General features: G+C 45.9%; 17 protein-coding genes. 9 read left to right on the top strand and 8 right to left on the bottom strand.

Translation table 11 applies throughout. The annotated features are described in order from the left end of the window. Positions 1-19 precede the first annotated feature (19 nt). A complete protein-coding gene (gene ctpB, locus RIG66_RS29800) occupies positions 20-1,342 on the top strand; it encodes a carboxyl-terminal processing protease CtpB (protein ID WP_446383118.1) in 1,323 nt (440 codons plus the stop codon). A 542-nt stretch (positions 1,343-1,884) separates the two neighbouring features. Here the strand turns inward: ctpB and RIG66_RS29795 are convergent. Together RIG66_RS29795 and RIG66_RS29790 are read right to left on the bottom strand one after the other, a co-directional pair. After that, entirely contained in the window at positions 1,885-2,748 is an 864-nt protein-coding gene (locus tag RIG66_RS29795; protein WP_044207328.1) for an ABC transporter permease, read from the bottom strand. Positions 2,749-2,866: 118 nt separating this feature from the next. After that, a complete protein-coding gene (locus tag RIG66_RS29790) occupies positions 2,867-3,982 on the bottom strand; it encodes an ABC transporter substrate-binding protein (protein WP_446383116.1) in 1,116 nt (371 codons plus the stop codon). Here RIG66_RS29790 and RIG66_RS29785 point away from each other — a divergent pair. Next, on the top strand, positions 3,982-4,146 hold the full coding sequence (locus RIG66_RS29785; protein ID WP_446383114.1) for a hypothetical protein: 165 nt from the start codon (positions 3,982-3,984) through the stop codon (positions 4,144-4,146). The two genes, RIG66_RS29790 and RIG66_RS29785, sit on opposite strands and share 1 nt — an antisense overlap. A gap of 180 nt (positions 4,147-4,326) precedes the next feature. On the opposite strand, the gene RIG66_RS29780 is transcribed toward RIG66_RS29785, so the two are convergent. Continuing rightward, positions 4,327-4,734 carry a hypothetical protein gene (locus tag RIG66_RS29780; protein ID WP_446349381.1) on the bottom strand — a complete coding sequence of 136 codons (408 nt, stop codon included), beginning with the start codon at positions 4,732-4,734 and terminating at the stop codon, positions 4,327-4,329. A 5-nt stretch (positions 4,735-4,739) separates the two neighbouring features. Then, entirely contained in the window at positions 4,740-5,873 is a 1,134-nt protein-coding gene (locus RIG66_RS29775; protein WP_446383113.1) for an ABC transporter ATP-binding protein, read from the bottom strand. Between the two features lie 303 nt (positions 5,874-6,176). Between RIG66_RS29775 and mrdA the strand changes: the two genes are divergently transcribed. Continuing rightward, positions 6,177-7,970 carry a penicillin-binding protein 2 gene (gene mrdA / locus RIG66_RS29770; protein WP_446383111.1) on the top strand — a complete coding sequence of 598 codons (1,794 nt, stop codon included), beginning with the start codon at positions 6,177-6,179 and terminating at the stop codon, positions 7,968-7,970. A 277-nt stretch (positions 7,971-8,247) separates the two neighbouring features. Next, positions 8,248-9,219 carry a GAF domain-containing protein gene (locus RIG66_RS29765; RefSeq protein WP_446383109.1) on the top strand — a complete coding sequence of 324 codons (972 nt, stop codon included), beginning with the start codon at positions 8,248-8,250 and terminating at the stop codon, positions 9,217-9,219. 23 nt (positions 9,220-9,242) lie between these two features. Here RIG66_RS29765 and RIG66_RS29760 read toward each other — a convergent pair whose 3' ends face one another. Together RIG66_RS29760 and RIG66_RS29755 are read right to left on the bottom strand one after the other, a co-directional pair. Further along, complete coding sequence (locus RIG66_RS29760) at positions 9,243-10,121, bottom strand: universal stress protein (RefSeq protein ID WP_446383323.1); 879 nt, start codon at positions 10,119-10,121, stop codon at positions 9,243-9,245. 462 nt (positions 10,122-10,583) lie between these two features. Continuing rightward, positions 10,584-10,769, bottom strand: a complete 186-nt coding sequence (locus RIG66_RS29755) for an NblA/ycf18 family protein (RefSeq protein WP_006101159.1) — start codon at positions 10,767-10,769, stop codon at positions 10,584-10,586. 807 nt (positions 10,770-11,576) lie between these two features. Here RIG66_RS29755 and RIG66_RS29750 point away from each other — a divergent pair. The 5 genes from RIG66_RS29750 (at position 11,577) to RIG66_RS29730 (ending at position 17,193) form a co-directional block, all read left to right on the top strand. Further along, entirely contained in the window at positions 11,577-12,317 is a 741-nt protein-coding gene (locus RIG66_RS29750) for a PEP-CTERM sorting domain-containing protein (RefSeq protein ID WP_446383108.1), read from the top strand. A 140-nt stretch (positions 12,318-12,457) separates the two neighbouring features. Continuing rightward, positions 12,458-15,412, top strand: a complete 2,955-nt coding sequence (gene polA, locus RIG66_RS29745) for a DNA polymerase I (protein WP_446383106.1) — start codon at positions 12,458-12,460, stop codon at positions 15,410-15,412. Between the two features lie 332 nt (positions 15,413-15,744). Further along, a complete protein-coding gene (locus RIG66_RS29740; protein ID WP_446383104.1) occupies positions 15,745-16,224 on the top strand; it encodes a GDSL-type esterase/lipase family protein in 480 nt (159 codons plus the stop codon). 170 nt (positions 16,225-16,394) lie between these two features. Then, positions 16,395-16,886, top strand: a complete 492-nt coding sequence (locus RIG66_RS29735; protein WP_446383102.1) for an acyl-CoA thioesterase — start codon at positions 16,395-16,397, stop codon at positions 16,884-16,886. Positions 16,887-16,911: 25 nt separating this feature from the next. Continuing rightward, complete coding sequence (locus tag RIG66_RS29730; RefSeq protein ID WP_446383100.1) at positions 16,912-17,193, top strand: HNH endonuclease; 282 nt, start codon at positions 16,912-16,914, stop codon at positions 17,191-17,193. A 71-nt stretch (positions 17,194-17,264) separates the two neighbouring features. On the opposite strand, the gene RIG66_RS29725 is transcribed toward RIG66_RS29730, so the two are convergent. After that, a complete protein-coding gene (locus RIG66_RS29725) occupies positions 17,265-20,492 on the bottom strand; it encodes a sensor histidine kinase (protein ID WP_446383098.1) in 3,228 nt (1,075 codons plus the stop codon). A gap of 578 nt (positions 20,493-21,070) precedes the next feature. Continuing rightward, positions 21,071-21,601 carry an outer membrane beta-barrel protein gene (locus RIG66_RS29720; RefSeq protein WP_446383096.1) on the bottom strand — a complete coding sequence of 177 codons (531 nt, stop codon included), beginning with the start codon at positions 21,599-21,601 and terminating at the stop codon, positions 21,071-21,073. Between the last annotated feature and the right edge of the window lie 35 nt (positions 21,602-21,636).

Raw genomic sequence — 21,636 nt, 5'->3', positions numbered from 1 at the left:
TCTGTTCGACGTATTTCCCATGAATCAATATTCTAAAACCTTCCCTTGGCTGAAAAGCATCCTCGTAACGGGTGCGATCGCAACAACAGCCACATTATCATGGTTAGCCCCAATTGGCAGTAATCGCTCCGTCTTTGCGGCGCTTGAGGATAGTCCCAAGACGGTTGTTGATGAAGTTTGGCAACTTGTTAATCAGGAATACGTTGATCCCTCGTTCAATCAAGTGGATTGGCAAGCGACCCGTCAACAGCTACTCAATCGCAATTATACGTCTTCCGAACAAGCCTACAAAGCCATTCGCGACGCCCTAGAACCCATCGGTGATCCCTACACTCGCTTTTTAGAACCCGAACAATTCAAAGCCTTAACGGATCAAACAGCAGGTGAACTGTCTGGCGTCGGGATTCGCATGGGTGTGGATGAGAAAACCCAGAAGCTGGTTATTATTGAGCCGATTGAAAATTCACCAGCATTCAAAGCCGAACTTAAATCTGGAGACAAAATTATCGCCATTGATGGCAAATCCACTCAAGGAATGAGTGCGGAAGAAGCCTCGGCGTTAATTCGCGGAGAAGTTGGCTCATCCGTCACTCTGAAAATATCTCGTCAAGGGCAAAATCAGTTTGATGTCACCCTAACCCGCGCTCAGATTGAGCTACCGTCTGTACACTATACCCTCAAGCAGGAAGGTCAAATGCGGGTGGGTTATATCAGCATTGATGAATTTAGTTCCCACGCACCTGAACAAATGCAACGGGCAATTCGCAATCTGAATAGCCAAGATGTGAATGGTTATGTTTTAGATTTGCGTGGTAATCCTGGTGGATTATTGTACGCCAGTATTGAAATTGCCCGGATGTGGCTCGATGAGGGTGAGATTGTCCACACCATTGATCGCAAAGGTGGAGAACAAAAGTTTTCTGCCAACCAAAGCGCACTAACTCAGCTTCCCCTGGTTGTTTTAGTTGATGGCTATTCAGCTAGCGCCAGTGAAATTCTAGCGGGTGCGCTGAAGGATAATAAACGGGCGAGGGTTGTCGGTTCGACGACGTTTGGTAAAGCTGTTGTGCAGTCTGTCCATTCTTTATCTGATGGTTCAGGTTTAGCGGTTACGATTTCCCGCTACTATCCTCCCAGTGGGATTGATATTAATCACAAAGGAATTAGCCCTGATGTGAAAATTGATTTAACTCGCGCTCAACAGCGGCGTTTGGTTACACAACCGATGTTACGTGCCACAATCGAAGATCCCCAATACAAGCAAGCGCTTACGGTTCTCGAAAATACGGTGCTGGCAGAACGGGGTTTGAATCAACCGACTGAACCCATTAGTGTTCGGTAAACGTATATCTCCTGTTGATGACACAGGGCGGGTTTTGTTGAGAGGTTATCGGTAGATAACCAAATTAAACGGCTAAACCCGCCCCTACAAGTCAATCATAATCAAATGGGTCTAATCTCTTTGGTTAGACCCATTTGATCGTTCTATTAAGACTTTTCAAGCCGTTAATTTTTCAGGTTTTAAGCTGAGCTTACTAATGTTTACAAATTCCACAGGTTCACCGCTTATTGACCCGCATAAATGTGTCTTTCTGGACTTGAGTTGGGTTTCGGTTTTCACCGAATCTAACCCCTTAAGGCTACGCTAGGTTGGTTACTTCTGTGGCAGAGCCAAAGATTGGGGATGATCGTCATCACCTCTGACTCTTCGTTGGTTTTTCTCCAGTTATTGTCTCTGGAGGACGATCTCCATATTCAAAGTAACATGGTTCTCCCTGGCTGCCAAACCGTATTTACCAAAGTTTAGGAGTTGTTACAAATAGCAATTTTCTTGGGGAGAAAAGCGAAAACGTACTGGCTGAATATTAGCCAACAAAGAACGAACTAGCGTTGCGGTTCCATATCCCCGTACTTAATTAAAAGCGCGATCGCAATACTCACGGCAAAAATTAACACCATACTCAGCGCTGAACCAAATCCCCAGTTTTGGGTTGCGCCCAGAAACTGGTTGTAAATGAGACGGGATACCGTCATGCTGGAAGCCCCCCCTAACAACTCCGGATCAACGAAATCCCCCAAAGCGGTAATAAACACCAGAATCGAACCCGCCGCAATACCGGAAAAGGTTTGGGGTATAGTTACCTTCCAGAACGTTTGCACCGGATTAGCACCCAAATCCGCCGCCGCTTCCAATAAACGCCGATCTAATTTCTCTAAGGACGCATAGAGAATCAATACCATGTACGGTAAATAACTATACGCCATACCAATTAATACCGCCGAACTGGTATTTAAGAGTTCCAACGCGGGTAAACCAATCGAGGTTAAAATGCTATTGAGTACCCCGGTGGGTCGCAAAATCGTAATCCAGGCATAAGAGCGCAACAGGGAGGAGGTAAAATTGGGTAGGATAAACCCTAACAGGAGTAAATTCTGCCAGCGCTTCGGTGCCATCTGAGCAATCCAGTAGGCTACCGGGAACCCCAACACCAGACAAATCGCCATCGTACCTACTGCAAAAAACACGGATCGCCCCATCACCTGCAGATTGATTGGTTCAAAGACGCGCAGATAGTTATCCAGTCCCGACGGGTTAACAATATCCCCTGGTTTAATATCAGGAACCAAGCTCAACTCAAAGATGATCAGAGTGGGTAAAACCAACAATAAAAACAGCCACAGTCCAGCCGGTCCTAATAACGCCAAGGGTTCTAACCACTGGCGTCGAGAACGGGTGGGTTCTTCGATAAATGAGGATTCAGCCTTATGATCTGTGGCTGCGGGATTGGGTAAGGAGGTGGGGGAAACTTTTTTGTCGGTAGACACGGTATAAGTATTAATTATGAATTATTGACATAGCCAGCATTTAAGAGCTGGTCAATTTCGTCCAATAGCGGTCATAGACGGCTTCAACTTCTCCTAACGGTTCCAAATTTTCGCACCGTTCCAGGGCTTCTTCTGGAGGAAATAGACTGGTATCATTTTTCAGGTCAGGCGGTAAAAGATTATAAGCAGCTTTATTGGGCGTCGCAAAACTTAGGCGTTCCACGATACGTGCGGCGACATCCGGCTGCAACATAAAATTAATCCAAGCATAAGCGCCCTCCACATTGGGAGCGGTTTGGGGAATGGCTAGGGTATCAATCCAGAGAGAAGAACCACTTTCTGGAAGCACATAGCGTAAATCTTCATTTTCTGGCATGATTTCCGTGGCATCGGACGAATAACACATGGCAATCTTTAAATCTCCGCTGAGAATCTGGGGACGCCAAGCATCAGACGTAAAAGACGCGATCGCAGGTTTTAAGTCCATCAAAGCTTGATATGCCGCTTGAATATGTTCCACGTTGGTGGAATTGTAAGAATACCCCAACTTTTTCAACGCCGCACCCATAACTTCTCGCACATCATTGACCAACGTCATCCGTTTTGCCAACTGCTGCTGATACACCCACAGATAATCCCAATCCTCTGGCGGGGGTTGAACTTGCTGGGTATTGTAAACCAAGCCGGTAGTTCCCCAACTGACGGGAACGGAGTGGCTATTTCCCGGATCATAGTCGGCTTGCTGAAAACGGGGAAACAACCGATATAGACCCTCGATGCGGGGTTGGTCGAGTTCTAGCAACATCCCCATCGTGATCATCTTTTGCACCATGTACTCCGAAGGATAAATGATGCTATAAGCGCCCCCACCACCCGCTTGCAATCGAGCCAGCATCGCTTCATTAGAATCATAGACATCCGCGATCGCTCTGATCCCGGTTTCTTCCTCAAAACGGTCTAACAAATCTTGGTCAGTATAGCCAGCCCAAGTGTAAATGTATAACAGATTGGCATCATCTTGACTCCCCGCCGCCGGACGTACATTCGCCAGTCTCCAGCCACACCCTGACAGCGCTAGCCAGGGTAAGGTTGAAGCCGCCGCTTGTAAAAACTGACGGCGGTTTGGTCGTTTTCGGGATCTTGGCTGATTAGTCATTGGTCATTGGTCATTGGTCATTGGTCATTGGTCATTGGTCATTGGTCATTGGTCATTGGTCATTGGTCATTGGTCATTGGTCATTGGTCATTGGTCATTGGTCATTGGTCATTGGTCATTGGTCGTTGGTCATTGCTTTAACGCTATTAGCAACCAGTCATTAATAGTCATTGGTCAACCACCAAGGACAACTAAGAATTCTCTGTTTCCTGTTCCCTGTGACACACCGAGCGTGTTACCGAGCGTGTTACTGAGCGAAGCCGAAGTAAGTCGAGGTAAGTCGAGGTGTTCCCTGTTCCCTAACGTAAGGACAAATGACGAATGACAAAGGACGAACAACAACTTTAGCAATAGCGGACAGATTGTTCTAGGGGTAAAGGTTCCCCAGTTTCGGCATCGGTGTTGTGACAGGCAAACATGACCTTGGGGGGAAGTTTCTCAAATTCCAGATCATTTCCCGTCCCTTGTAGGACATAGCCGCGTAATTCTTTAATGGGTAACTGGGTAAATTCGTCAATATCCGGCGTAAACGAACGCAGGATCAACGAACCATGAGGTTGACATCCCCCCAAAAGTTTAGCGACAAAGAATTCCTTGATATCCAAATCTGTTCCATACGTTACCTTATGTCCCTGACGATTAAGGTCAATGGCAAACGACTCTCCATCACTATTGAGGAACGTCGCGATCGCACTCGAGTTACAGTGCGACTCCAATTCAGCTAAAAACAACCTGACTCCTGATTGTGCCATGGTGATTACTCCTCTAACGCGATACAATCGGTCGTTGCCCAACGGGCATACACTGAGGTATGGGGTTCGGGTAGCTTGTTCATAGCATTATTCGGCAGCATAACCGTCAGGCGATCGCCGGTTAGGAGTTCCACGACCAAGTGAACGTGAGTTCCCAGATACATAACATGTTTGAGACGACCTTCAAAGCAATTCACGGTTGAGTTGGGTGGTGAAAGACTCAAGCGAATTTTCTCCGGACGCACGCTAACCACCATTTCCTTAGAGTTACTCGCCCATTCTTTGGCGTCAGAGGATTGCACAACCAGCTCCAAACCGCTGGACGTGATAATTTGTAGCGTAGAGGAATCGGCAGCGTGCAGGCGACCCTTAAACAGATTCGTATCACCGATAAAATCAGCAACAAAGGGGGTACGGGGACGTTCGTAGATTTCAGTGGGGTTGCCCACTTGTTCAATCTTCCCCGCCTCCATCACGGCAATCCGATCAGACAGGCTCAAGGCTTCTTCTTGGTCGTGGGTCACCATAATAAAGGTTAACCCCAAATCCTGATGCAAGTTGGAGAGTTCCACCTGCATTTCTTTGCGAAGCTTAAAATCTAACGCCCCCAAGGGTTCATCCAACAATAGAACAGTAGGACGATTCACCAAGGCTCGTGCTAATGCTACCCGTTGTTGTTGTCCTCCAGACAGTTGAGCGGGAAATCGATTGCTATAAGTTTCCATTTGCACCTGTTTGAGGGCTTGTTTGACTCGCTCCTCAACGTCTGTCCCCTTGAGCTTTTTCAGTCGCAACCCGAAGGCGACATTTTCCGCAACCGTCAGGTGATTGAATAAAGCATAACTTTGAAATACCGTATTGACAGGTCGGCGGTGAGGAGGTATGTGATTCATGGGTTGCCCTTGAATCAAAACCTCACCTGCAGACGGAGACTCAAATCCTGCCACTAAGCGCAGGGTAGTCGTTTTACCGCAACCCGATGGACCGAGAATGCTAAAAAATTCTCCCCGTCGGATCTTCAAGTCAATTCCCCGAACCGCGGTCTCGCCATTGAAAACCTTGAAAACCTTGCGGAGTTCAACATCAAGCTCAGCCGTAGCATCCGGAGCGCGTTGGTCTTTAACGGAAGGTTGAAACATAATAATTCATTCACTAGCGCAAAGTCGCCCTGATTTAACCAATGAAACCCGATCCAATGTGAATTCGTTAATCCTTTTTTTTATACTTGGGTCTATTTTATCTGTCTACTAACCTGGCGGGGTGGCTTCAAAGAATTGACCCGCTAAAAATGCATTCGAGGAAAGGATGCGCTATTATTTCACCTTGATGCGACTGGGTTAACGACCTAGTTTGGCACAGATAAGCCACTTCTGTGAAAAAAGCGTCACAATCAACACTAGACTGAGTACAAACTACTAAAGAGAGTTGAGAAGCCGTTTACTATGACCGTGATTCAGCCCTATTCCGGAGGTCGCCAAACGACACCCCGTACCGTTGGACGCAATTACCAATCGGTCATTGTCATGCTGATTGTCAGTTTGTTCCTAGTCGGGGCAATGGGTTCTCGTTTGGCGTACTTACAGTTGGTTCAGGGAGAACGTAACCGACAACTGGCTGAAAATAACCGGATTCGGCTGGTGCCGAAGCAACCAGTGCGGGGCAATATTTTCGATCGCCAGGGCAAAGTGCTTGCCAGCTCTCGCTTGTCTCATTCAGTGTTCTTATGGCCCGTGGCGCTGAAAAAAGATGAATGGCCCCAAACGCGCCAACGTCTATCCCAACTGTTAGATCTTCCCGAAGATGAGATTCAAAAACGAGTCGAACGGGCTGGCTTTGATTCACCCTCGCTGATCCGAATTGAACGGGGGCTTTCACCTGCCCAAATCACCGCTTTACAGGAGTATAGCCATCAACTGGATGGCATCGAGGTGGATATCGAAGCGGTAAGGGACTATCCCAATGGGGATGTAGGTGCTCACGTTTTGGGATATACCGGGGAACTGAATGATCAAGAACTAGGACAACGTCGCGCTGAAGGATATCGCATGGGCGATGTTGCTGGGAAGATGGGGGTTGAAGAAGCCTTTGAACCAACCCTGCGAGGAGAATGGGGCGGTCAGCAAGTGGAGGTTGATGGTGCAGGTCGAGTTCTGAGGATTCTGGGTGAGAAAGAGGCAAAATCAGGTAAAGACCTGCAAATTACCCTTGATTTAAAGACCCAGAAGGCAGCCGAAGCCGCATTGGGCAATCAAAAGGGTGCTATTGTCGCCCTTGATCCCAGAAATGGAGCGGTTTTAGCCATGGTTAGCCGCCCTACATTCGATCCCAACATTTTCTCAAGCCGGATTACTCCAGATATGTGGAAGCAATTGCAGGGGAAAGGAAATCCCTTTGTCAATCGGGCGATGCGCGGATTTCCCCCGGCGAGTACGTTTAAGGTGGTGACCCAAACAGCGGGTATGGAGTCAGGGAAATTTGGACCAGGTACCGTGTTGCCCACCTTTGCCGCCCTGAATGTTGGGGGTACATCCTTTGGCGAATGGAACCGTGCCGGTTTTGGCCCCTTGGGATACCAGCAAGCTATGGCGTGGAGTAGTAATACGTTTCATGGTCAAATTGGCAAAGGGGTAGGTGGACCGACTCTGATTAAATGGGCAAGAAACTATGGATTTGGTCAACCCACGGGAATTGAGTTGTCTGAAGAAGCTGCCGGTTTGATTGCGGATGATACCTGGAAGCGGGAGCGCTTCAACTGGGAATGGACAGTGGGAGATACCGTGAATATGTCCATTGGTCAGGGATTTACTCAGGCAACACCCCTGCAAGTGGCAGTCATGTTTGCTGTTCCGGCTAATGGTGGCTATCGAGTTAAACCGCATTTACATAAAGACAATGAGGCGTTAAGCAATTGGCGGGTGTCAATGGAAATGAAGCCTTCAACGATAGAGACACTACGTAAGGGATTACGAGCGGTGGTTGATGGTGGTACGGGACAAGTGTTAAATGTGCCTCATCTACCGCCGGTAGCTGGAAAGAGTGGCACAGCCGAAGCGCCACCTGGAAAGCCTCACGCCTGGTTTGGTGCCTTTGCGCCATTCGATAAACCCGAGATTGTCGTGGTCGCTTTTGCTGAACATTCCGGTGGTGGTGGCGGTTCCGTAGCTGCACCGATGGTTAAGCAGGTGTTGGAAGCTTACTTTGATGCCAAGTCCCCGGACGAGGCAAAGGAAAAGTAGGTCGGGTGTGGGGTGTCGGGTGTCGGGTGTGGGGTGTCGGGTGTCGGGTGTGGGGGATATGGGGGAGTTATCAGTTATCAGGAGCAGGGGGAGCAGGGGGAGGTTAACTCAAAATTCTACCTTACCTGTTCCCTGTTCCCTGTTCCCTGTTCCCTGACGAATGATAAAGGTGTACTAAGACAAATATCGTATTCAGATTACGTTAATTGGCTGATGCTAGCTCCGGGAAAGTTATTGTATCCTTAAAGTAGAATTCCGCTACTCCTGTATGATGTCGATGTCAAAAACATTGAGTGTGCATCCTAAATATATCCAAGCTGTCGAACAAGCTTGGAGATATAAGAGTAACGGACAAGAGCAAGAGCTAGCTGAGCAGCTAGGTCGATCGCTACCTATTGTAATTAATAATCTTTTTCTCAAAGGTCAGCCAGTTAATCGGCTGAACTTTCTGCAAATTTGCCAGCTATTAGGACTGGATTGGCGAGAAGTGGCTGGCTTAGAGGGACAAGACTCATCGCTCGCCTCTGTATCTTCTGTAGCCTTCAATTCGGGTGAGAATCAAATTAACTCCTATTTTTCTGTCGAAAAAGATACAGTCGATAAAGCGTTACAGGATTTGGTACGCACTCTTTGTGAAATGTTAGGTCGTATCACTCGTAAAGCTGGAGACTTGCTGAGTGCCGATCGCGCTAGTATCTTTTTAATCGATCAGCACAAGAAGGAAGTGGGTTCTTTAATCGCTGAGGATGGAAAAGGGGGGTCTTTAATCATTGATATCCCGATGAACAAGGGAATTGTCGGTTTAGCTGCCCACTCGTCCAACATGATCAATATTCCCTTTGATGTCTACGATGATCCCCGTTCAGAGCAAGCCAAGAAAACGGATCAAAAAACAGGCTACCGGACTTATACAATCTTGGCGTGGCCCCTGTTGAATCGCCAAAAAGAGGTTGTTGCTGTTGCCCAATTTATCAACAAGCTCAAGCCTCATTCAAACCTTCACGAAGACTTATCGCAGCGAATTGACAAAAAGGGGTTTACTTCAGAAGATGAATTCGTTTTTGCGAAATTTTCCCCATCAATTATGGGTATTTTAGGAAAATGTCAGCTCTGCCATCAACTGGCGCACAAACTTCAAGCGAAGCAACAAATTACTAGAGGTGGTGTTGTCTTGGGAGAAGATGAGTTGATTGCTGAACTCAGGCAGCGAGCGCAACAGCTACGGCAGGGCTTTGCCAAGCTAGTATAGCAAAAGTTCCCTGACCAATCAATTTAACTCGGTGGTGGAAAGAAGAGAACGGGATGCCAACTACGCCGCATCAACTCCCCAGCAAAGCTACGGATAGGCAATTCAATAATACTACCGATTGTTTCGGAGGAAACCGCGATCGCGCTGATGTCAAACACTGTCGCCGCATCTAAAACTTCCCGATAAGGATTACCGACTCGGACTTCTGTCTTAACTTGCAAACCCAGCGCTTCTAAGTCAGCTTTAATCTGCTTCAGCTTTTCTTGTGCTACTTGGACTTGTTGTTCCTTGGAAACAGGTTTACGTCCCACTTCTTCAATCACCCACATTAACAGGCACTCAGAGAGTGAGTGATCCGGGCGCTTTTGAGCATAAGCTTTCACCTTTTGCAACAGGTGCTCCGAAGCCTTACCGCCGTTATAAGGAATCAGAAAATAGCGGAATAAATGTTGACAGCGCAGCTCGAGTTCTTCACAGGTATAAGTCGAAACCAGTTGGGGACGCAGGATCAACAGGGGAGTGGTATAGTTCCTCGCTAATCCGGCTGTAGTGCTACCAAACAGCTTTTCTTGTAAAAAATTGCGGCTTTCCATCCCCGTCAGAATCACATCAGCTTCGTAACGCTTGGCTACTTTAGGAATATTGTCCACAGGACGCCCTGAGAGAACTTCGATGTGAACCTCTACACCCTTCGGTATAGTTTTCAATCCAGCTTGCAGGCGATCGCGAGCGCGGGTAATTCCTTCCTCATCTATCCGGGGAATTTCCCCTTCCTCCCACAATGGTACGCTATGCAGAAAGATAATCCTTTGGATACCATTAGCCGCTAAACTGGGTACAAACTCGACCAACCGATACAAACCATCGGCAAAATCGGTGCAAATTAAGCAACGCTGAAACATAAGATAGGAAAATGTTTGTTTTACCACAGATCCCAGCGTCAAAGCAGGTTTGGCGTTGGGCTGCTTACGGATTCAAGCTTACCGCTTAGGGGATGTCTATGATTAAGTTTTGCTTTTTCTCTAAGAAAATACCAGGACAATCGACGATTTTATTGTTGAACGACCCTTTATTCCTAGATGAGGACAAGAGTATTCTTGCTTAATTGTACTAAATCATTGTTGAGCTAATCATTTCAGCCAGTTCGCTACACTCTCTTTTCACTGATGTGGCGTTGTGTGTTTCAGAGAATGAAGTCTTCGAGCCAATCAATCCAACGCTTGATGACGCATTACTTACAACCGATTCTATTCCGACCGAAGCCTTACTAGAGTTGACGCCCCAGCATCCCCAGCCCCTTTCCACCGTAGGAACCGAGCAAGAGACGGAGGTCGCCCACTACATAGGGACCACTGCTCGTACTTTTAACTGGGTTCTAGACCCCATTCATGTTTGAGAAACTCCTTGTACATATTTTCACGCATGATCATTTGCTCGTAGAGCTTAACCAGAAAGTCTTGAGCTTGCTCACGGCTCATTTTCTGCACCTGGGTTTCAAACGAGCGGATATTAAATTGTTGTTCTAGGGAAAGTTGCATGGGTTGGGACATGGTTATCTCCTTGAATGCTAGAAAAAATGGACGTTCAGATGACACAAGCCTGCATTTGGCAAGGGCTATGTTCTGTGAACGGGTCAACCGTTCCCAAGCTATATTAAAAATTGTAACAATTATTTGACAAATTGCCTATACCTCCAAATGAAGACTTCTATTAAATCCAAAGGTGGAGAACCGTTACAGTTACAGAAAACGGACTCAAAGCTACCCACAAGTGGACAACTTTGCCGCTTACTTCCTTTACTTCCTGCTTCATCCTGACAGTGACGGCACTTGAACAGTCCACAGGCTCTCCCCCACCTAACTGGCGGCGTACTCCAAACTGAGGCGTTCGGAAAAGTTGCCGCTCTTGGATTGAGGCAGTTGTATCAGCTTGTTCCTAGAGCAAACTGCTCAAGCTGAACAGTTGCTTGAGTATATTTACCGAAAATCAGCAAACTGTGACATTAGTGCCTTACTAGAGTTAAACGGCTCTAATTCTTACAGATTGTATGTTTTAGCGTTTGTTATCCTAGATATTAAGTATCTCATTTAACATAAAACAACTGTAGACGTTCATAACTCATTGTGAGTTTGTACTCCTTGGTGTCTGTGTCTTTCTTCATAAAAGCTTTATATAAATAGGTAAATTTATAAAGAGTTGACGAAAATTACCCCTTTAAGGGAAAAAGCCTCTTATGGCATTCTAGAATGTAGTCATGAGAGAAAAATACATCGGCTCTAAGAGTATCAGTTAATTGACTCAAGCCTAACTTTCTCTAGTCAAGATAAAGTCCTCCCGACCGAAAAGGATATACTACTATGAAATTGCCAATTATTTCTAGCCTAAGTATCGCTGCCGCTACCGCTACTGCCCTACTAAACTTTGGATCTCCTGCACAAGCCTCTACTTTCCTAGGTATTGATGTCGTTGAAGATAGTCCAGTGACGGGTACAGCTTCAGAAATCCCTCACGCCACCCATGAATTTTCTGGGGATGGCCACACCTACGAATTCTCTGTCTTATTTCCAGATGGATTAGGATCGAGAGGTAAAGCGTTCTCCGACTTTGGCTTCTGGTCTGATGGTATGTTCACCCCACTGTTTACGGAAGGAGAAAAATCCTTTGATATCGAGGGTAGTGCCTTCATCAATGATTGGCAGGGGACTTGTAATATCACGATCAACACTCCCTGTGAAATTGAGTTTACCTTTGAAGAAGATACTACATACCAGTTCGGAGTTTGGGAGCGTGGCTTTAACGGTAATGGAGGTCAGTTCCGTGCCTTTGGAGTGGCTCAGGAAGACAGTTACACGTTCCCAAGCTTAACCGATCAAGCCGATCCTAACCCACCCATCACTGTATCTGAGGAAGGATACTACTTCCTCGGTATGGAAGATACTCGCTTCCCTCTTGGTAATGGCGATTATTTCTATGACTTCCAAGACTGGGTGGTTAAAGCGAAACTTGAGTCAGTACCTGAACCTGGTACAGTTGGAGCATTGCTCGGTGTAGGTATGCTAGGTTTTATCAGCCGTCGCCGTAAAGCAGTTAAACGGTAATTGTTGGCGATTTGAGTTCAAAATTGTAACCTAACCCGATACTGAAAGTAGTTGGATGGACGTGCCAACTGCTTTTTGTTTGATGGTTTCTCCACAACACCACATCCTGACAGGCAGACGTAACTCGCTAAAATAAGGCTATGTCTCAATCAACGCCTGTGTCTAATTCTTCTCCCTCTGCCGATTCAACAACGGCAGAAAAACCACTATTTATTCTGGTTGACGGTCATTCTCTCGCGTTTCGTTCTTATTACGCCTTCGCTAAAGGACGAGATGGGGGACTACGAACCAAAAGTGGAATACCCACCAGTGTGTGTTTTGGCTTTCTCAAGTCCTTATTAGAGGTGATCAGTTCCCAGCAACCTCAGGCGATGGCGGTGGCGTTTGACCTGGAATTGCCCACATTTCGTCACGAAGCGGATGATACCTATAAAGCCGATAGACCGGAGACACCGGAAGATTTTATCCCAGATTTGCAGAATCTCAAAGAATTGCTGACGGCGTTGAATTTACCCGTATTGGCAGTTCCGGGCTATGAGGCTGATGATGTTTTAGCAACCTTGGCACATCGGGCGACTGATGAAGGGTATCAGGTAAAAATTTTAACGGGCGATCGCGACCTATTTCAACTCATCGATCCGCAAAAGTCAATTACAGTTCTCTATCTCAGCCATAAGGCATTAAAAAGCGGCAGTTCCACTGGACTGGAAGAATATAGCACCCAAGGGGTAAAAAATAAACTGGGTATTACACCAGAACAGGTGGTGGATTACAAAGCCCTTTGTGGCGATAAATCCGATAATATTCCCGGAGTGAGGGGAATTGGCGAAAAAACGGCGGTTAAGTTACTGAATGATTTTGGTTCCCTAGAAGGCATTTATGCGTCCCTCGATCAGATTAAAGGTGCGGTAAAAACGAAACTGGAAACCGGAAAGCAAGACGCTGAACATTCTAAGTACTTAGCGCAATTGGCATTTGATGCACCTGTGGATGTGGAATTAAATGCGGGCAAGTTAGAGGGGTTTGATACCTCTGTACTTAAGCCTTTCTTCCAAAAACTGGAATTCGAGTTTTTCTTAAAGAAAATTGACGAAATTCATCAGCGTTTTGGTGGAAACGTGGTGGAAGATGCCGGGACAGAATCAGAACCCTCGGTTGAAGACAGTAGTCCTGATCTGTCTTTCTGGACAGCCGATGAAACAGAAGACTATCAGAAACAAGCGGCAGCCAGTTGTCCAATTCAACCTAGAATTATTAATACAAAAGATAAATTAGACCAACTAGTCGATATTCTGGAAAACTGCACGAACATAGAAACTCCAGTGGCTTGGGATACAGAAACCAGTGATTTGAAGCCACGGAACGCCGAACTGGTGGGTATTGGTTGCTGTTGGGGACTTGAAGCAACAGATACTGCTTATATCCCGATCGCCCATAACCAGGGTCAGAATTTAGACCAACAGACCGTTCTAGAAGCACTGCGTCCTATTTTAGAGCGCGATCGCTATCCCAAAGTGCTACAAAATGTCAAGTTTGACCGTCTGGTTTTACGGACTCAGGAGATTGAACTGGCAGGAGTAGTCATGGATACGATGCTAGCCAGTTATGTCCTCAATCCAGATAATAGTCATAATCTCAATAGCTTAACGGAGCGCTACTTCCCCCAAATTCAGCTAAAAAGCTACAAAGATTTAAAGATTCCCAAAGGAAAAACCATTGCTGCATTGAGTAGCAAAACAGTGGCAGAATACTGCGGGATGCAAGTCTATGCCACGTTTCAACTGGTTCCTAAACTCAGGGAAGAGCTGAAAGCAATTCCAGCGCTAGAGAAGCTGTTGCTTGAGGTTGAGCAACCGCTAGAACCTGTGTTAGCGCAGATGGAATATCAGGGAATTCGCATTGATACGGCTTATCTCAAAGAACTCTCAGAATCTCTAGAAAAGAAACTCGCAGACATTGAACAGAACGCTTACAAGCAAGCCGGAGAAGAATTTAATTTAGGATCTCCAAAACAGTTAAGTGAATTACTGTTTGAAAAACTGAATCTCGACCGCCGCAAGTCGCGCAAAATGAAAACAGGGTACTCAACGGATCATGCCACATTGGAAAAGCTACAAGGGGATCATCCACTTATTGATACCATTCTCGAACACCGCACCCTCTCTAAGTTAAAATCCACTTATGTTGATGCTTTGCCGAAACTGGTTCATAAAGATACCCAACGCATACATACTGATTTTAATCAAACGATAACCAGCACGGGGCGTTTATCCTCATCGAATCCTAATTTACAGAATATTCCGATTCGGACGGCGTTTAGTCGCCAAATTCGCAAAGCATTTTTACCTGAATCGGGTTGGTTATTAGTATCAGCCGACTATTCCCAAATTGAGTTGCGGATTTTGGCACATCTGAGTCAAGAACCCGTACTGGTGGAAACATACCGAAATAATCAGGATGTTCACGCAGTAACCGCTAAATTATTGTTTGAAAAAGAAACCGTAACGCCAGACGAACGGCGATTGGGGAAAACGATTAACTTTGGTGTGATCTACGGTATGGGACCCCAGCGATTTGCTAGGGAAGCGGGGGTATCGGCGGCGCAAGGAAAGGAGTTTATTGACCGATTGAAGCAGCGCTATGCCAGAGTTTTCGGGTATTTAGAACAGATGAAACGAAACGCGATCGCAAACGGTTATGTGGAGACTATTTTAGGTCGTCGTCGTTACTTTGAGTTCAATAGCAACAAACTGCGCGATGCTAAAGGTAAAAATCCTAAAGAGATTAATCTTGATAAATTTAAGGGAATCGGTCAATATGACGCAGGGTTACTCCGAGCCGCCGCGAATGCGCCCATACAAGGATCTAGTGCTGATATTATCAAAATTGCTATGGTAAAAATGCATGAGGTTTTACAGAATTACAAGGCGCGATTACTGTTACAAGTTCATGATGAATTAGTCTTTGAAGTTCTACCGGATGAATGGGAAGAGTTGCAACCAAAAATCCGAGAGACGATGGAATCAGCGGTTGAGTTGACTATACCGTTGCTGGTAGATGTGAGTGAAGGAGAAAATTGGATGGAAGCGAAGTAGAAACAAGGCTTTTTGAAGGCAGGAGGTAGAAGTTATATCGTATTGCAGGGGCGGGTTTAGCCGTTTAATTGGCGGGTATACCGATAACTAATCAACAAAACCCGCCCTCTTGTCGTTTAGATTTGAGCCAAATGACAAATGACAAATGACAAATGACAAATGACCAATGACAAATGACCAATGACCAATGACCAATGACAAATGACAAATGACAAATGACCACAAATCGAGTTTGCTTTGTCGGTGACTCTTTTGTGAATGGTACTGGTGATCCTGAATGTCTGGGATGGACAGGAAGAATTTGTGCAGCTATCTGAAAACAAGGGTATGACTTGACCTATTACAATTTAGGTATACGACGAGAAACCAGTGCTGATATTGCCACTCGTTGGTTACCGGAAGTTTCTCGACGTTTACCAGATGGATGTGACGGGGGACTTGTTTTTTCCTTTGGCGTGAATGATACGACTATTGAACAAAGTCAATGTCGGGTATTTTTCGATAATTCTGTAAAAAATGCCAATCAAATTTTAACAGTAGCGAAGGGATTATTCCCTGTGTTAATGGTCAGTCCACCGCCGATTGCTGATCAGGAGCAAAATATCAGAACTGCTGAATTATCCCAACAGTTTACCGAGGTTTGTCGCCAGTTATATATTCCTTATTTAGATGTATTTCGTCCTCTGCAAGCCTCAAGAGTTTGGATGGATGAAGTAGCTGCTTATGATGGCGCTCATCCCAGTTCATCAGGTTACTCACAGATGGCAGAATTGGTGCAAAGTTGGCAGGCTTGGCAATCGTGGTTTACATAACTTCATTCATCTGCGATCGCGCTTTCCAGAATTTCGGTAACCCAGATCGCGTCTTCAGGTGCAAGGGCGGGTTTAACAGGTTGTGTGTCGGTTATTCCCGCTTGCAGTTTACGGTTACTCCTGTGCTATCTAGGTAGTGAAACAGTTACGTTATCACTTAGTTTAGTAATATGTCTGACAATTCTCAATCTTCAGCTCAACTTCCACCCACCAGCGCCATCCAAAGTCATTCTCTAACCGCCACCACTGAACACTGGTTTGAATATCCGGTGCGGGCACATCCTCACCACAGCGATTATGCAGGTGTGGTTTGGCATGGTAATTACTTAACCTGGATGGAAGAAGCACGGGTAGAATGCTTACGATCTATCGGCATCGAATATGCTGACTTAGTGGCGATGGGATGTGAGTTACCTGTAGTTGAACTCTCAATACGCTATCACCGTCAGCTTCGTATGGGTCAAACGGCGATTGTCAAAACCCGGATGACAGATATGGACGGTGTTCGCATCTATTGGGATTACCAGGTTCAATCGCCTGATAGTAAAGAACTCTATGTAACCGGTCGGGTGACGTTAGTTGCTGTTGACCGGGAGAAAGGCAAGATTCTGCGACAATTGCCGTCAGCCGTCAAAGATGCACTTGTAAAGCTTTCCCTTTAATGTCTGTAATAGTTTACGACTAACGATGATTTGTCAATTATGTGAACGAGATGTTGAGCGTTTAACGATTCATCACCTAATTCCTCGACAGAAGGCAAAGAAGAAAAAAGCCGAGACAATTCCCACCACCATGATTTGTTCTGCTTGTCATCGACAGATCCATTCTCTGTTTGACAACACCCACTTATCCCAAGAACTCAATTCTTTGGAAAAGCTAAAAAATGAACCTCAAATGCAGAAGTTTTTAATCTGGGTGCAGAAGCAAAATCCTTCTAAACGGGTACGAGTGAATCGTCAAAATTTCTAGAGTGTCGATTCATCCCAAATTCGGGTTGACTATCCCCTTTATAATCCAGTCCGTGCAGGGCAGTGAAGATGTCAACTTTGACTGGTACAAGATGTGAGTAAAGTAAACCAAAATGTTGTTCCCTCTCCTGGAGAACTAATCACGCCAATTTCGCCGCCGTGTGCTTTAATAATTTGCCGACACAGATACAATCCTAAACCAATACCACTTAAACTTCGAGAAGAAGCGCCGCGATAGTAGAGATCAAAAAGGCGATCGCACTGCTGTTGTTCCATCCCTACCCCATTATCCGCGATCGCACAGCGCACTTTCTCTTCTTCAACAGTATCCTCCACCACCGTCGCACTCAGGGTTAGATGAATTCCGGGCGGGTTATGTTTCATCGCATTAGTGATTATATTCTCGAACACTCGCCACAATTGCTTGGCGTCAGCACTCACGAACGGTAAATCATCGGGAACTTGATTGGTCAACGTCACTTGATTTTTTGCCAGTAACGGTTGCAACTCTGTCAAAATCTCTTGAATGAGTTGACTCAATTGTAATGGTTCGCACTCACAGGGAATCCCATAAGATTCAGCCGCGTGAATTTCCAATAACGAGTTAATTAAATTAAGCTGGCGATCGCTACTTTGAATCATCCGCTCTACAATAGAACGCGAGACTGGAATTGTCTGTTGTTTTTTGTCGTATGTCTGGAATTCTTCGTTCTCAGGAGAGGAGTAGCTATTGAGTAAATTCTTCAAGACCATTAACATTCCCATCACGGGTGTACGTAAATCATGGGATACCGCATGTAAAAACACATCCTTGAGTTGATTTAGTTCTTGCAGTTCCTGCATTTTTTGCTGTAATTGTGCCGTTCTTTCTTCGACTTGGTACTCTAAGTTCGTATTCAGTTCGCTAAGCTGTTGGTATAATCGTCCCTGCTTAATCGCAATGGCTACTTGTGTCGCTAGACGGCGTAGTAAATCCACTTCCAAGGGTTGCCACTGACGCGGACTTGTGCATTGATGCGCCACTAATAAGCCATACATTTGCTCATCCACAACAATCGCCACGGCTAACGCGGCTCTCACTTGAAATTGATCCAAATATTCGGCGCGTTCCGGGGACGTTTCCCAAAGAGCGGTATCGTTAATAACTTGCACATCAGTATGTTCAAATAAAGCAATTAACTCCTGAAGATACTCATCGTTTTCTACTGCTAAATCCCAACAGGAAGAAAAATTATCCGCCACGGATTCTGCCACAACTTTGCCATGCATTGCCCCATCCATATAACTAATCAGAACCCGATCCGCTTGCAGGAACTGGCGCACTTCTGCTACGGTCGTATTCATAATTTCATTCAGATCCAGCGATCGGCGAATTCGAGCCGCAATTTCTCCCAACAAACGATCGCGTTCAGCCGCTTCTCGTAACCGGGCTTCGTCTTGCTTTTGCTGGGTAATATCCCGCACCACAGCTAAAAGATGGGGTTGTCCTTTGTACATAAACCCGGTTCCCCGTACCTCAATGGGAAACGGCGTACCATCGGAACGCAAATCCACCGCTTCCCGCTGAAAGGGAACTCCCTGTCTGACAGCAGTAAGATACTCGTAAAATATTGAATGGGAGTCCGGATGAATAAAACGTTCGGGATCAAGATGGATAAACTCTGAATAGGAATAGCCATGCATTTGACACGCGGCTGGATTCACCTCCACCAGTTGTCCGTCTAAATCGCTAATAATTAAGCCATCCGTCGTGGCTTCAAAGATTGCCCGATATTGAACTTCACTCTCTTTAAGTCGCTGTTCAGCCAATTTACGCTGAGTAATATCAAGGGTGAGGGCTAGTAAGCAGGGTTCACCTTTTAAGCGGATAATTTCAGCGGACAGTAACCCGATTAAAATCTCGCCCGATTTCGTGCGAAACTCATATTCTTGGTTCGTAATCGCACCGTTGTGCTGTAGACTATGAACCATGCGATCGCGATCATCAGGATGCACCCAGATATTTAATTCCTCAACGGTGCGACCAATCACCTCTTGGCGTTCATACCCAGAATACCGCATAAAGGTTTCGTTGACCTCGATATACCGTCCATCTGCTAAGGTGCTAATCGTGATCGAGTTGGGACAACAGCGAAAGGCTTTAGCAAACTTTTCCTCGCTCAACCGTAACGCCTCTTCGGTGCGTTTGAGTTCAGTAATATCCACGCTGACACAGACAGCTGCTTGACCCTGTTGGTATTTCTGGGCAACTAATAAATAATACCGACAGTTATCACCAATCAAGGTTTCAATTTCTCGCTTGGCTTCCTGGAGGGGACTAGCAAAAAACTGGGCAATAAAGTCCTTAAATCCGGGGGTGGAATTCATAAACCCCAGTTCCTTCCCCACAAATGCTGCGGCGGATAATCCGAATGTCTTAGCCAGATAACTGTTAACGCCTTGGTACTGTAAATCTGTCCCCATCCAGGACACACATCCGGGTACAGCATCTAAAATCGCTTGTAACTGGTCTTTCGCCGCTTGCAGTGAAGCGATTAACTGCTGTTCCGTTTCCTGCGCCCGTTGACGTTCAGTAATTTCCTGGCGCAATTGCTCATTGGTTACGGTTAACGCCGCTGTGCGTTCAGCAACTCGCTGTTCTAATTGTTCATTCATCAAGCGCAGAGCGTTTTGAGCTAAATGACGCTCGGTGATATCGTGACCAATACAGAGAATACCTGTCACTTGTCCTGATCCATCGATGAGCGCTTTATTCGTCCACCCAACCCAGACGCGACTACCATCCCGCCGGATATTTTCGTTTTCGTGGTAGCGGTATTGATCGGGGTATTGAATGATGTCTTGGATCAGGGTAGTCAAGTTCCGTCCCGATGTCTCGGTTTCTGGGATAATCGTCTCCGCCGCAGAATGTCCCAGGATTTCTGCTTCCGGGTAACCCAAAAACTGTTGGGCAAATTCGTTTAAAAATGTGATTGTACCTTGAGTATCGATGCGTAAAATCAGGCTATTGGCATTTTCGACAATGTTTCGATAATAAGCCGCTCGCTCTCGCCATACCTGCTCAACCTGTTCTCGTTCTGCAATCTCGTGCCGCAGTTGTTGATTGATCCGTTTTAATTCCTGGATCTCGTCTGAGTTGTCGGCTTGGGATTGAGTCTCAGGGTACAATAACAGGGGGATAGGAGTTTGCACAGGAGAATTAGGCGATCGCGGGTGGTTATCGCCTTGATTGTTGATAATAGCTAGCCAGAGCTGTTTGAGCTGTTGATACATCGGCGGCGTTCCGAGAATGGTTCCCAAAACGGAATGTTCTTACCACTATACTCTGACAAGTCTCGCCATTTTGATACACTTGTCCCCCAACAAAGCATTAACCCACCGGGAGACGGTGGGCTAAGAGATCTATAAGTTTCATGAAAGAGTGACCCTGATGAATTCGCTGCTTGCTCGTACCTGCTCGTAATGATGTTGAGAGCCTGTCGATGTAGCGTTAAAGTATTCCGATAGCTGGTTCAATACTTCTCCTACACGATTTTGTTGGGAGTGCGGTTGGGAAGAATCCAGCACAACACGGGTGACAGAACAATTGAGAAAACAGAAACGATCAAAATCATCGATAAAACTTGGCTGAGTTCAGTAGTCATGATCTTTACCTCAATACTTGTTTATTTAGTTACGCTGCTTTTCTATTTCAAGTTTAACCGCGCTGTATCTTGGCGAACAAATTTTACTGTAATTTTATGGTAAAGATATCCGCCATTTTTATCAGGTTATCTTTATTAATTTTTATTAAATATTATTCCTGAACAGAAAAATATGTAGTGTAGAGACGTAGCATGCTACGTCTCTACAGGGTTAGTTGACCAGAGCGTTATGGTTTAGAAGCGGTAACCCGCACCCGCTTGGATACTAACCGCAGAAGCTGGACTATCTTCGTAGGCTTCGATACCGAGTTTTGTATCACCATAAACCACAATATTGCGACCAAATTGAGCTTCAGCACCGACTGTTACCACAGGCGCATTTTTGTTTCCTAATGGAGTTGGTTGTCCATCTTCTTCAATGAAGGAATAGCCAGCACCTACATAAACATTAGCGTTGTTCGTAACAGGAACATCGTAGGAAACAATTGGCATAATGGCGCTGGTATCATCGCTGAATAGAACCGCACCGCGCAGAGAAACTGGCGCTTTTGAAGTCGTTACTCGACCTTGAATATTGCCGCCAAATGTTGCAGCATCATTATCTTGTCCACCATTGGTCACGCCTGCGGAAACCCCAGCACCTATATAATTAGCATCGGTTCCTGTCGGTCTAGCAGACGCCATATCAGCCGATAATAAAACAGGCGCGATCGCAGTAGCAGCTAGGGTAGAAAAAGTAACAAAAGACTTGATTTTGCGTTGCATAGTAACTTCCATCAATAGGTAGTGTGTATTGTTGC

The sequence above is a fragment of the Coleofasciculus sp. E2-BRE-01 genome (assembly GCF_040221695.1).
Lineage (GTDB): Bacteria > Cyanobacteriota > Cyanobacteriia > Cyanobacteriales > Coleofasciculaceae > Coleofasciculus.
Note: the sequence above shows the minus strand (reverse complement) of the source record. Positions and strands in the feature narration are given on the sequence as shown.

Excerpts from the sequence above, each read along its gene's own strand:
- ctpB (WP_446383118.1), top strand. The coding sequence starts at position 20 with ATGAATCAATATTCTAAAACCTTCCCTTGGCTGAAAAGCATCCTCGTA.
- RIG66_RS29755 (WP_006101159.1), bottom strand. The coding sequence starts at position 10,769 with ATGTCCCAACCCATGCAACTTTCCCTAGAACAACAATTTAATATCCGC.
- RIG66_RS29720 (WP_446383096.1), bottom strand. The coding sequence starts at position 21,601 with ATGCAACGCAAAATCAAGTCTTTTGTTACTTTTTCTACCCTAGCTGCT.
- polA (WP_446383106.1), top strand. The coding sequence starts at position 12,458 with ATGTCTCAATCAACGCCTGTGTCTAATTCTTCTCCCTCTGCCGATTCA.
- RIG66_RS29735 (WP_446383102.1), top strand. The coding sequence starts at position 16,395 with ATGTCTGACAATTCTCAATCTTCAGCTCAACTTCCACCCACCAGCGCC.
- RIG66_RS29760 (WP_446383323.1), bottom strand. The coding sequence starts at position 10,121 with ATGTTTCAGCGTTGCTTAATTTGCACCGATTTTGCCGATGGTTTGTAT.
- RIG66_RS29730 (WP_446383100.1), top strand. The coding sequence starts at position 16,912 with ATGATTTGTCAATTATGTGAACGAGATGTTGAGCGTTTAACGATTCAT.
- RIG66_RS29780 (WP_446349381.1), bottom strand. The coding sequence starts at position 4,734 with ATGGCACAATCAGGAGTCAGGTTGTTTTTAGCTGAATTGGAGTCGCAC.
- RIG66_RS29750 (WP_446383108.1), top strand. The coding sequence starts at position 11,577 with ATGAAATTGCCAATTATTTCTAGCCTAAGTATCGCTGCCGCTACCGCT.
- RIG66_RS29775 (WP_446383113.1), bottom strand. The coding sequence starts at position 5,873 with ATGTTTCAACCTTCCGTTAAAGACCAACGCGCTCCGGATGCTACGGCT.
- mrdA (WP_446383111.1), top strand. The coding sequence starts at position 6,177 with ATGACCGTGATTCAGCCCTATTCCGGAGGTCGCCAAACGACACCCCGT.
- RIG66_RS29765 (WP_446383109.1), top strand. The coding sequence starts at position 8,248 with ATGTCAAAAACATTGAGTGTGCATCCTAAATATATCCAAGCTGTCGAA.
- RIG66_RS29790 (WP_446383116.1), bottom strand. The coding sequence starts at position 3,982 with ATGACTAATCAGCCAAGATCCCGAAAACGACCAAACCGCCGTCAGTTT.